This window comes from Tardiphaga sp., from assembly GCF_028290495.1.
Classification (GTDB): domain Bacteria; phylum Pseudomonadota; class Alphaproteobacteria; order Rhizobiales; family Xanthobacteraceae; genus Tardiphaga.
On the sequence record NZ_JAQGJT010000137.1, the window covers coordinates 1 to 11,553 of the forward strand.

12 protein-coding genes and 1 pseudogene are annotated in these 11,553 nt (G+C 63.0%); 5 read left to right on the forward strand and 8 right to left on the reverse strand.

All coding sequences use genetic code 11. The features are described from left to right. On the forward strand, positions 1-239 hold a 239-nt coding region (locus JWQ24_RS20530), incomplete at its 5' end, for a hypothetical protein (protein ID WP_299812036.1). Here the strand turns inward: JWQ24_RS20530 and JWQ24_RS20535 are convergent. After that, a complete protein-coding gene (locus tag JWQ24_RS20535; RefSeq protein WP_299812038.1) occupies positions 236-1,183 on the reverse strand; it encodes a nitronate monooxygenase family protein in 948 nt (315 codons plus the stop codon). The genes JWQ24_RS20530 and JWQ24_RS20535 overlap by 4 nt on opposite strands. A 94-nt stretch (positions 1,184-1,277) precedes the next feature. Between JWQ24_RS20535 and JWQ24_RS20540 the strand changes: the two genes are divergently transcribed. Next, a complete protein-coding gene (locus JWQ24_RS20540) occupies positions 1,278-2,168 on the forward strand; it encodes a LysR family transcriptional regulator (RefSeq protein WP_299812040.1) in 891 nt (296 codons plus the stop codon). Positions 2,169-2,202: 34 nt separating this feature from the next. Here JWQ24_RS20540 and JWQ24_RS20545 read toward each other — a convergent pair whose 3' ends face one another. The 7 genes and pseudogenes from JWQ24_RS20545 to JWQ24_RS20575 all read right to left on the reverse strand — a co-directional run bounded on the left by JWQ24_RS20545 (position 2,203) and on the right by JWQ24_RS20575 (position 8,673). Continuing rightward, positions 2,203-2,349: a hypothetical protein gene (locus JWQ24_RS20545; protein ID WP_299812042.1), complete on the reverse strand. Its 147-nt coding sequence runs from the start codon at positions 2,347-2,349 to the stop codon at positions 2,203-2,205. Positions 2,350-2,554: 205 nt separating this feature from the next. Beyond that, entirely contained in the window at positions 2,555-3,784 is a 1,230-nt protein-coding gene (locus JWQ24_RS20550; protein ID WP_299812044.1) for a cytochrome c, read from the reverse strand. A gap of 10 nt (positions 3,785-3,794) precedes the next feature. Further along, positions 3,795-5,558: a GMC family oxidoreductase gene (locus JWQ24_RS20555; RefSeq protein ID WP_299812046.1), complete on the reverse strand. Its 1,764-nt coding sequence runs from the start codon at positions 5,556-5,558 to the stop codon at positions 3,795-3,797. 3 nt (positions 5,559-5,561) lie between these two features. Beyond that, positions 5,562-6,302: a gluconate 2-dehydrogenase subunit 3 family protein gene (locus tag JWQ24_RS20560; RefSeq protein ID WP_299812048.1), complete on the reverse strand. Its 741-nt coding sequence runs from the start codon at positions 6,300-6,302 to the stop codon at positions 5,562-5,564. 142 nt (positions 6,303-6,444) lie between these two features. Beyond that, positions 6,445-6,660: pseudogene (locus JWQ24_RS20565) on the reverse strand (histidine kinase); the annotation flags it as partial. A 373-nt stretch (positions 6,661-7,033) separates the two neighbouring features. After that, positions 7,034-8,014, reverse strand: a complete 981-nt coding sequence (locus tag JWQ24_RS20570) for a quinone oxidoreductase (RefSeq protein ID WP_299812050.1) — start codon at positions 8,012-8,014, stop codon at positions 7,034-7,036. Next, complete coding sequence (locus JWQ24_RS20575) at positions 8,014-8,673, reverse strand: GntR family transcriptional regulator (RefSeq protein ID WP_299812052.1); 660 nt, start codon at positions 8,671-8,673, stop codon at positions 8,014-8,016. Before JWQ24_RS20575 ends, JWQ24_RS20570 begins: the two co-directional genes overlap by 1 nt. 127 nt (positions 8,674-8,800) lie before the next feature. On the opposite strand from JWQ24_RS20575, the gene JWQ24_RS20580 reads away from it, so the two are divergent. From JWQ24_RS20580 to JWQ24_RS20590, 3 genes are read left to right on the forward strand one after another with little or no spacing between them, the layout of a single operon-like run. After that, positions 8,801-9,841, forward strand: coding sequence for an extracellular solute-binding protein (locus JWQ24_RS20580; RefSeq protein WP_299812054.1), 1,041 nt, complete (start codon positions 8,801-8,803; stop codon positions 9,839-9,841). A 27-nt stretch (positions 9,842-9,868) separates the two neighbouring features. Further along, entirely contained in the window at positions 9,869-10,594 is a 726-nt protein-coding gene (locus tag JWQ24_RS20585; RefSeq protein ID WP_299812056.1) for a glutathione S-transferase family protein, read from the forward strand. 36 nt (positions 10,595-10,630) lie between these two features. After that, positions 10,631-11,455 (forward strand): enoyl-CoA hydratase, encoded by an 825-nt coding sequence (locus JWQ24_RS20590; protein ID WP_299812058.1) that lies wholly within the window; start codon positions 10,631-10,633, stop codon positions 11,453-11,455. Positions 11,456-11,553 lie beyond the last annotated feature (98 nt).

Here is an 11,553-nt window from a genome sequence, read left to right on the forward strand (position 1 = left end):
GCCGCTTCATGCGCGGCCGGCATACGCTGGCGTTCTACAGACAGATGGGCGTGACGGAGTGTGTCGCGACTGACGCCGAGAGCTACGCTGCGCTGGCGGTTCGCCTGGTCCACGATGTGGAATTTCGCACCAGAATACGCGGCGAGATCAAGGCCAGAGCGCCGCGGCTATTCGATCAACCGGGCGCTGTGCGGGAAGCCGAAGCGTATTGGGACAAGGCGCTCGCGGCCCGCAGCTAAGCGGCGTCGTACTGTGTCTTCAGCCGGTCCACCAGCGCCGCCACCGCCGGGACGTCGTCGATGGCGCCGGCGCCCTGGCCCGCCGACCAGATGTCGCGCCAGGCTTTGGGGCCTTTGTCGTCATCGTTGCCCAGACTCAATTTCGCGCCGCTGCGCGGCCCCAATACGTCGTCGGGGTTGAGGCCATTGGCGGCAATGGACGAGCGGAGATAGTTGGCGTTCACGCCGCTGAAGTAGGGCGTGTAGACGATGTCGGCGGTTCCGGCATCGACGATCATCTGCTTGTAGCCGTCCTGGGCGTGGGCCTCGGCGGTGGCGATGAAGCGCGTGCCCATATAGGCCATGTCGGCGCCGAGCGCGAGCGCCGAGGCGATGCCCCAGCCGTCGGAGATCGCGCCAGACAAAAGCACGGTGCCCTTGAACCACTGCTTCACTTCCCGCACCAGTGCAAAAGGCGACAACATGCCCGCATGCCCGCCGGCGCCGGCGCAGACCAAAATCAGGCCATCGACGCCCTGCTCTGCCGCCTTGCGCGCGTGCTTGACGTTGATGACGTCATGGAAGACGACGCCGCCGTAGGAATGCGCGGCTTCGACGAGCTCTGCGGGCGGACGCAGCGAGGTGATGATGACCGGCACCTTGTGCTTGACGCAGGTTTCCATGTCCTTCATCAGCCGGTCGTTCGAGGCGTGGCAGATCTGGTTGACGGCGTAAGGCGCCACCTTTTTCTCCGGATGCAACGCCTGATATTCGCCAAGCTCGTTCTCGATGCGCGTGAGCCACTGGTCGAGCATCTCGACCGGCCGCGCATTTAGCGCCGGAAACGATCCGACAATGCCGGCCTTACATTGGGCAATCACCAGCTCCGGCCCCGACACGATAAACAGCGGCGAGCCGAGCACAGGCAATTCGAGCTTGCCGTCGAGACAGCGAGGCAGCGACATGAGCGTTTCCTTCATTTTCTGTTGAGGCAGCATAGGGCTTGACCGCACCGCTTTGTTGTTCAAGTTTGAACAACCATATTAGCTGGATTGTTCAATGGACTGGGACCTCTGCCGAACCTTCAACGCCGTTGTCGACGCCGGCAGCTACCTTGGAGCGGCGCGACACCTGCGCCGCAGCCATCCCACAGTCAGCCGCGAGATTGCCGCGCTTGAAAAGCAACTGGGCACCCTGCTGTTCGTTCGCTCCGATGCCGGCCTGGTGCTGACCGCGATCGGCCGGCGGTTTCATGAAAGCACGCTGGCGATGGCTACGGCCGCGCTGAAAGCCGAGGCCGTGGCTGCAGCCACCGGCGCCGACGCACGCGGCGTCGTCAGGATTTCGATTGGGCCGACGCTGGCCAACTTCTGGCTGATGCCGCATATGAGCGCGTTCATCCTGGAGCATCCGCACATCGCGATCGAGCTGGTGACACATCCGTTCCCGGTCAGCGTTCGCAAGCGCGAGGCTGATATCGTGCTGCGCATCTACCAGCCCGGCGACGAGAATCTGATCGGACGCAAGATCGCGCGGCTGGGGGTCGGCTTTTATGCATCGCGCGGCTATGCGGCGAGAAATCCGCTGCCGGAACGACAAAGCGAATGGAAGGAGCACATGGTGGTCGGCTTTGCCGACAAATCCACAAATCTGGAGCTGGGACGCTGGAGTGACCATGTCGCCCGCGATGCCACCATCGCCATCCGATGCTCCTCGCAGTCGGACATGCTGGCCGCGGTGCGCGCAGGCATCGGCATCTGCGCGATGTCCTGCATCGTCGGCGATGCGCACCCCGATCTGCTTCGTGTCGCCCCACACAAATTAGGGGCGATGTCGGACATCTGGCTGCTCGCGCATCCGGACCTGACCGATCAGGCTCCGGTGCGCGCCATTCTGGAATTTATCGCGACCTGCGCGAGAAAAGACCGGCTGCGACTGAGAGGTCACTGATCCCTCGCTGCGCCTCAGGCATATTGCCAGCTCATCAACCGCTTCGGGGTTCTGCCATCACCGCATTGATGCAAAACCCGAGCGCGCCCAGCGCGATCACGCAGGCGAACAGATCGGCGCTGTTAAACGACATGGTTGTCGCATCGGGATGGAAGTTGTCCCATCCGCCATGCTTGTCCAATGGCTCTGTTATCAGTTCATCAACAATACAATCACGCGCTCGTCGGGAAACCGGAACGCACTATCCCCGACAACCTCAAAAAAAATGCTGCCCCAGCTCATGCTCACGCGCTGATCCGGGGGACAGATTCCTCGCGACGACCGGAATCCCGGATCTGCGAAGCGGCATGAAGAATGCGGCATCGCGTCCGGGAAACGCCCGTGTGCTACGGCGTCTTCGCCAGTGACGTCCGCTGATCCGCCACCGCACTCGCAGGCACCGCGGCCGCCGCATTGCCCCAGCTGTTGCGGATGTAGGTCAGCACGGCGGCGACCTGCGCATCGTTGAGACGCCAGTCGAAGGCCGGCATCGCCGGACCGGTCGGCGCGCCATCGGTCGAAACCGCACGGGTGCCGCTCAGCACCACATGGGCCAGCGTCATCGGATCGACCTGCTGCACCAGTGCACTGCCGGCGAGCTTCGGAAACAGCCCGGCATCGCCGATGCCGCTATCCCTGTGGCAGGCAGCACAGTTGTCTTTGTAGATCGCAGCCCCCACGCGCATCGCATTGCTGTTGTCCGCCAGTGACGCCGGCTTGGCGGCATTTCCGCCGGTGCCGGAGTCCTTCAGATAGGTCGCAATCGCCGCGATATCGGCGTCGGTCATCTGCGAGGTCGAATGCGAGATCGCCTCCGACATCGGGCCCGAGGCCAGCGTGAAGGAATTAGCGCCGGTCTTCAGATATTGCGCCAGGTCATCCTTCGACCAGCTACCGACGCCCCTGTGGCCATCGGTGGTGATGTCAGGCGCGAACCAGCCCTGCAGGGTGGCGCCGGCCAGCGGCGTCGCGTTCTTGTCGCCGCCGAGTAACGTCTTCGGCGTATGGCAGGTCCCGCAATGGGCAGGGCCCTGCACGATGTAGGCGCCGCGATTCCATTCCGCTGACTTCTGCGGGTTGGGCTGGTAGCGGCCCGGGAGGAAGTTGATCCAGTTCCAGCCCAACATCACGAGGCGGATGTTGAACGGGAACGGCAATTGGTTGGAGACGACCTCATTGTGCACCGGCTCCAGCGTCCTGAAATAGGAGCGCATGGCGCGGACGTCGTCTTCCGTCATTTTGGTGTAAGCGGGATACGGCATCGCCGGATACAGACGGCGGCCATTGTGGCCGCGGCCTTCGTGCAGCGCGGCAACGAACTCGTCGTCGGTCATGTTGCCGATGCCGGTCTCGCGGTCCGGCGTGATGTTCGGAGCCACCAGCCTGCCGAACGGCGTATCCAGCGCCAGGCCACCGGCGAAGGACGCCCCGCCAGGCGCGGTGTGGCAGCCGGCGCAGTCTGACAGCACCGAGAGATAGCGGCCGCGCTCGACGCGATCGAAGCTTTGCGTATCCTGCGCGAAGGCTGCCCCCGAGAGCGAAAGCAGCAGCGCCGCGGCGGTGAGAGAACGGTTCATCATTCTCACCTTAAACCAAAGGACCAGGATTTTTCAGATAGCGGTTCTTGATGGCGTCCGCTGTCCAGTAGGCCAGCGCGCCGACCGTATCGGTCGGGTTGTAGCCGTGATTCTGCGGAAACACCGACGCGCCGCCGGGCACGAAGACGTTGGAAACGTCCCAGCTCTGGCAATAGCGGTTGACCACCGAGGTCTCGGGATCGGCACCCATCACCGTGCCGCCGGTGTTGTGCGTGGTCTGGTAGATCGTCGAATTGTATGGCCCCTTGCGCGGGCTCGCCGTCATCTCCGCCGGGTCCATCGCCCTGGCGATCTCGGCGAGACGGTCGGTGAGGAATTGCGACATCTTCAACTCGTTCTCGTGGAAATCGAACGTCATCCGCATCAGGGGACGGCCGAGCCGGTCCTTGTAGGTCGGATCGAGGTCGAGATAGCAGTCGCGGTAGCTGTAGGAACTTCCGTGGGTCGAGAGTGCGAACGACTTGTTGTAGGTCTCCGCCGTCGCTTTCTTCCACTGCGCGCCCCATTTCGGCGTGCCGGCCGGCACCGGCCGGGTCTGGATCGGCCGCGCACCGGTCTGGCCCGCGCCCATGAAGCCGCCGCCGAAGAAGCCGAGGCCGGTGTGGTCGAAATTGTCACCATTGTAGTCGTCGATCATCATGCCATGCGCGCCGGTGGCGATGAACGGGTTGAGGTTCTTGTCCTTCAGGATGATCGAGACGCCCGACGTGGTCTGGTAGGCGTAGTTGCGCCCGACCACGCCCTTGCCGGTGACCGGATCATAGGCCTTGCCGATGCCCGACAGCAGCATCAAGCGAACGTTGAACAGCGCAAAGGCGCAGACCAACACGAGGTCGGCGGTCTGCTCCCACTCCTCGCCGGAGGAATCGATATAAGTGACGCCAGTGGCCTTCTTGCCGGTGGAATCGAGATTGATCCTGGTGACTTCGGATTCGGTATGCGCCGTGAAGTTCGGCAGCCGCATCAGAGCGGGGATGACGCAGGCCTGCGGGCTCGCCTTGGCATAGTTGCCGCAGCCGAAGCGCTCGCAGAAGCCGCAATAGGTGCACTGGCCCATCTTGATGCCGAGCGGATTGGTGTAGGCCTCGCTCAAATTCGACGCCGGCTGCGGAAACGGCGAGTGGCCGGTCTTCTTCGCCGCTTCGGCAAACAAGGTTGCGCCATAACCCTGCTTCAGCGGCGGCGTCGGATATTCCGACGAACGCCAGCCCTCGAACGGATTGCCGCCGGCGGTGATCTTGCCGTTGATGTTGCCGGCCTTGCCGGACGTACCGCACAGCTTTTCAAAACGGTCATAGGACGATTCCAGCTCGTCATAGGTCAGCGGCCAGTCCTGGATCGTCATGTCGCCCGGCAGCGCGTCTTTGCCGTAACGATCTTCGAGATGGCTACGCAGTTTGAAGTCGCTGGGCAGGAAGCGCCAGGTCTGGCCATTCCAGTGCACCCCGGCGCCGCCGACGCCATTGCCCGGCAGAAAGCCCGAGAAGCTGCGGATCGGCAGCGCGGTCTGGGTGCCGTTGTTGCGGAAGGTCAGAGTATCCTGCGCGGGGCGCAGGAACAGGTCGAGCTTCACGGCGTAGCGCAGCTCGTCCTGCGCATAGGCTGGCGGAAAGTCGGTGGCGGTATCGCGCCACGGGCCGCGTTCGATCGCCACGACATCCAGTCCGGACTTGGCGAGTTCGTAAGCCAGGATCGATCCGGTCCAGCCGAGACCGACAATGACGACATCTTTATGAGGAAGTTTGCGCGCCATGTCCTAGTCTTTCACTGTCCATTCGGGTCGGCCCATGATGCTGACGGGGGGCAGCGGGTAGACTTCGTTGTGGCGCTCGACCCAGTCGCGGTAGTCGTAGCGGGTGCCCGGAAAGCCCACGAGCTTCCAGCCGGCCATGTCCTTGTTGCCGCCATAGACCGGGTCGGCAAAGAAGCCCTCCTGGGTGTTCTGCAGCAGCAGCGCGAAGAACTCCGCGCTCTTGACGTCCTTGAGCGCGATCTTGCCGGTCTCGAGGCCGGACAGCACCTGGTCCTGCTCGGCTGCTGCCAGATCGCGAAACGCCTTTCCGACGAAGGTCGCCTTGATGTAATCGGCCAGCGCCTTCAGCCCATTGCGATAGCGCGCGGCGGGCGCATCCTGCGCCTGATAGCCCTGCATGGCAGTGCCGGGCATGAATGGCGGCCGCATATAGAGCGCCGAAGCCTTGCCATAGGCGCCCGCCAGTTGCCGATCGATATAGACGGCACAGCCGGCGTCTTTGCCGCCAGGGCCGCGCTCGTCGGGCGGGATCAGGCGATCGACCGCAGCTTCTACCGTGGCGGCTTCGTCGGGGGTGAAGAATGCCCACGGGCCGGCGCGCACCTGCAACGGCGGCGACGCGGTGCCGGGTTCCCAAGGCATGCCGCCGGTGATGGTGCGCGCTCGTGCGGCAGAGCCTGCGATCGCCAATGCGGCGGTCGACACCAGGAAAGAACGCCGCGAAAGGCGGGAGCCGTCGATCATCATTGAAATTCCAATTTACAACGATTCCAATGCTGCGTTGGAACAATGACTTTTGGCCAGTCAATTATTCGTATTGTCGCAGATGGCTGGATTACGTGTCCGCAATCAGCACTTTTTCAAGCCTGGCGTGCGCGGCAAGCGCTTACGCCAGTTCGGCCGCTGCGCGCTGCATGTTGGTCGATATGTCTGACGTCACGGCGCTCTGTTCCTCGACCGCAGCGGCGGTCGAGGTGACATCTTCGTTAACGTGCTGGATCGCCTGCTTGATCGACGCCAGCCCGCTGACGACGTCGCCGGAAATACCGTTCAGCGATTCAATCTCGCTGGTGATCTTGTCGGTCGCCTGGTTGGCGAGATTCCAAGCCCCCTCACCACCCTTCAGATTCCAGTTGCTTGGGACGGTGACAGGCAGAAAATGACCGCTTTGCGCCGGTTGTGTTGAAAAGCTCTTTGTTGAAGCGGAGCGCGATCGCTGATTCATTGCCGGCATCGGCGGAGGCTGAATCGATGATGCGTCCCCAGCAGACTGATCAGGCGGCATTGTTCTACGCGTTCTCGCTCGAGCGGCACGTGCCAGCCGGATCGCTCCGTCGGTATAACTCATACGCCCGCGATCGAGCGACGCGGAGGGCGGGACGGCGGAGGCCATCTATGTTTGCCGGCATTCGCGAATAACTCGCCAGGGCGCAGGCCGAACAATCCCACCGCCGCGATGCCACGGCGCCGAAACCCTACGGGACTATAATTGCAGCTCCCGTCGTCGATCTACTCTGAAGCTCTTCGTGGGCGCGCCGAATGTCCCGCAAGCTGTAGCTGCGATTGACTTCGGCTCGGACCTTTCCGGATATCACCGCGTCAAAGAAGGCAGCCGCGGCAGCTTCGAGATCGGCGCGCGACGCAATCCAAGTGCGCAATGTCGGCCGCGTCACGATGATCGATTTGCGATGCAGCAATTGCAGGTCGAACTTGCCAACATTGCCCGATGCGGTGCCGTAGCTGATCACCATGCCCATCGGTCGCACGCAATCCAGTGACTTCAGGAACGCATCCTTACCGACGCCGTCATAGATCACATCGACGCCGATGCCGCCGGTCAGTTCCATGGTGCGAGCGGCGAAATCCTCGCGGGTGTAGACGATCACCTCGTCGCAACCATGGGCTTTGGCGATGTCGATCTTGCTGTCGGCGCCGACGGTGCCGATCACGCGCGCGCCGAGCGCCTTGGCCCATTGCCCGAGGATCAGCCCCATGCCGCCCGCCGCCGCATGGACCAGAACGGTGTGGCCCGGCTTCACCTTGTAAAGGCGCCGCACCAGATATTCCGCCGTAAGACCACGCAGCAATGTTGCGGCCGCGATCTGATCGGAAATTCCGGCGGGCAGATGCAGCAGGCGCTCGATCCCGACGTTGCGACACTCCGCATAGGCACCGGGTGAAATGTAGGCGACGCGGTCGCCCGGCTTGAAGGTGTCGATGCCTGGTCCCACAGCCTCGACCACGCCGGCGCCTTGTCCACCGAGGATCATCGGCATCGTCCCGGAATCATGCGGCCCGGCCTCGCCCTCGCGTTGATAGACGTCGGAAAAATTGAGCCCAATCGCGGTCTGCCGGATCTGCACCTCGCCGGGGCCGGGCGCGGACAACTCCACCTCTTCATATTGCAGCACGTCGGGACCGCCGTGGCGGTGAATGCGAACGACCGATGTTTTCATCATTTGCTCTCGGGTTTGGACAGGCTTGCGATCATGTCGGCGAATACGCGTCCGCCATACAGGATGTGTTCGCGCATCGCAGCCTGCGCCAGCAGTTCGTCACCGTTCCGGATCGCATCGAGGACGCGCCCGTGCTCCTGCCACGACGCTTTCAGGCGCGCCGGCTGGCTCAGGCTGCTGCGATGGTAGAAGCGCATGCCGCGACGCGTCAGCCGGATCTGCTCAGCGAGATACTCGTTACGCGCGCCGAGATAGATCACGTCGTGGAACGCCGCGTTGTGCTTGAGGTAGGCGGCGCTGTCGAGCCGCTTCACCGCGACATGCGACGCCTGATGCAACTTGCCAAGCTTCGTCTTCTCCACATCCGACATTCGCCGCGCCGCTAGACCTGCGGCTTCCGCTTCCAGCGCCGTCAGCACTTCCACCATGCCAACGCCGAGTTGCGGCGATACGCTGCTGACCACCGCACCATGCCGCGGCACCATGCGCACGATGCCAGCGGCAGCCAACTGCAGCAGCGCCTCGCGCGCGGGCGTGCGCGAGACGTCAAAACGCGCCGCCAGCGTCTGCTCGTCGAGCCGGTCACCGGGCGCCAGCCGGCCGTGCTCGATATCGTCTTCAAGTTCCTTGCGAAGGGATTCGCTGGTTCTGCCGCGCATGGGAGCCATGTTCCTTGTGTATGCGGACAAGAGCATTGCGCACACAGGAAATCAATGCTGGAATGCGCAACACATCAGGATGCGTGACAGACGCCAAAGAGCGTTCGCGACAAATCAGGGAGATTTCATGCCGATCAACCGAAGGGGCCTGCTGGCCGGCGGCGCTGCCGCCGCCCTGATGGGTCTGCGTCCCGCAACCGCGCAAACCGACTACATCGCCGAGCTTTATGCCAAGGCCAAGCTTGAAGGCGAACTCACCTGGTACATCGTCTACTGGCCCTCCACTCGCGCGGAGACGCACGCCGCGCTGTTCACCAAGGCGTTTCCCGGCGTGAAGGTGAATGTGGTGCGGGCCACCGCGCAGGTCGCGTATCAGCGGCTGAGCCAGGATATCCAGGCTGGCGCCGCCAATTGCGACGTGTTCGCCTCCACCGACATGGGCCAGTACGTTTCGCTGAAACAGCGCGGGCTGCTGCTGCCCTACAAGATGCATGCATCGGACGCGATCGATCCGCGCTTTCTCAACATCGATCCCGACAACGCCTATCAGGTGGTGAACGCCACCACCGTCGGTTTTGGCTACAACACCAACAAGGTGAAGGCCGACCAGGTGCCCAAGAGCTGGAAGGACTTCATCAATCCGAAATGGAAGGGGCAACTGGTGGTCGGTCATCCCGGCTTCAGCGGCTTCGTCGGCACCTGGGTGGTGCAGATGGACAAGCTCTATGGCTGGGACTATTTCGAGCAACTGGCCGAACTGAAACCGCATGTCGGCCGTTCCATCATCGACACCGTCACCATCCTCAATTCCGGCGAACGCAGCATCGGCGCGAGCCCGACCGCGCTGGTGCTGTGGAACGTGGCGCAGGGAAATCCGCTTGGCGCGGCCTATCCGGATGAAGGCTCGGTGCTGATGATCTCGGGCTCCGCTATCTTGAAAAACACCAAACACCCGAACGCCGCAAAGCTGTTCATGGAATTTTTGTATTCGCAGGAGACCGCCAAGGAGGACGTCGAGGAGTTTGCCGTTCCGCTGCGGCGCGATGTGGTTTTACCTGCCAACGCCGTCAGGCTGGAGGATCTCAAAACGATCCGCCCGACCATCGCCGAGATCATCAAGGGCATTCCCGAACTGACGGAAAAATGGCGTGACACGTTCGGTGTTTGAGATGGCCTTGCACCGGCGGAGCGTGCGATGATCATCCTGCATCACGCTTGGAAGTCCAGCGCGTCCCGCCGCGTACGGCTGTGCCTCGAGGAAAAGGGCATCGCCTATGACGGCCGCGTCGTCGATATGGGCAAGCTTGAGCATCATTCACCGGAATACCTGAAGATCAACCCGGACGGAGTGATCCCGACGCTGATCCATGATGGCCTGCCGCTGCACGAAAGCGGCACGATCTGCGAATATCTTGACGAAACCTGGCCCGACCGGCCACTGCGGCCGGGCGCGCCCTACCAGCTTGCGCTGATGCGCAACTGGATCCGGCACATCGACGGGCTGATCCACAACCTGATCATCTTCAACTGGCGGCACCACTTGCAGAAGGTCGCGTCGCAATGGTCCGACGAGGAACTGGCCGAAAAACTGAAGAACATCCCGAGCAAGGAGCGGCAAGACTCCTGGCTGCGGGTGGCACGAAAACCCTACACCGACGAGGAGCGCGATAGCGCCCGCGCCAAGCTGGTGGCGCTGCTGGACCGCATGGAGGACTCGCTGAAACCGTCCGGCTGGCTGGTCGGCAGTGCCTATTCGATCGCCGATATCGCCGCGGTCCCGTTCGTCAAGCGCATCGAAGAAGAAATCGCGCCGGATGAAGTCACCTTGCAAAAGCACCCGCGTGTCGCCGCGTGGTGGCAGGCCATCCAGGCGCGCCCCGCCTTTGCGCGCGCCAATATCGGCCCGTTCCTCGATGCATGAAGCTGCCCGCCACAGCGCCACTGAAAGCATATCGTCATGTTGAATGTCCTGACCGCACGCGCCGACAAACCCCACGCCGACGGCAAGATCCTGCAGAGCGTCGCCGACGGCGTCGGCACCATCACCTTCAACAATCCCGCCAAGCGCAATGCGATGTCGCTGGACATGTGGGAGGGCCTCGGCGCCGCGCTGGCCGAATTGCGCGACGATCCCGCGGTCCGCGTCGTGATCCTGGTCGGTGCCGGCGACAAAGCCTTTGTCTCGGGCGCCGACATCAGCCAGTTCGAGCAGAACCGCCACAATGCGGAAGCCTCCGAGGAATATTCCCGGCGCAGCGCCGCGTCGCACGCGCTGCTGGCGAATTATCCGAAGCCGACCATCGCCTGCATCCGCGGCTTCTGCCTCGGCGGCGGCATGCAGGTCGCCATGATGTCCGACATCCGGATCGCCGCGGCCAACAGCCAGTTCGGGATTCCTGCCGCCAAGCTCGGCATCGCCTATGGCTATGACGGCCTGAAGAATCTGGTGTCGCTGGTCGGGCCGTCCTGGGCTCGGCTTCTGATGTATACGGGCATGCGGATCGACTCCGCCGAAGCGCTAAGGATCGGCCTGGTCGATCGCGTGGTGCCCGACGCGGATTTGTGGAGCGCGACATTGGACATCGCCCGCACCATTTCGGGCAACGCGCCGCTGGCAATCAAGGCGGCCAAGATCACCATCGCGCAGGCGCTGAAAGACCCCGACCAGCGCGACATGGATGCGATCAAGGCGATCGGCACCGCCTGCATGGACTCGGAAGATTTTCGCGAGGGCCGACGCGCCTTCATGGAAAAGCGCAAGCCGCGGTTTACGGGACGCTAGGCTCGCCGTCATTCCGGGGCGATGCGTCAGCATCGAACCCGGAATCTCGAGATTCCGGGCGCGTGCTACGCGCACGCATCCCGGAATGACGGTCACAG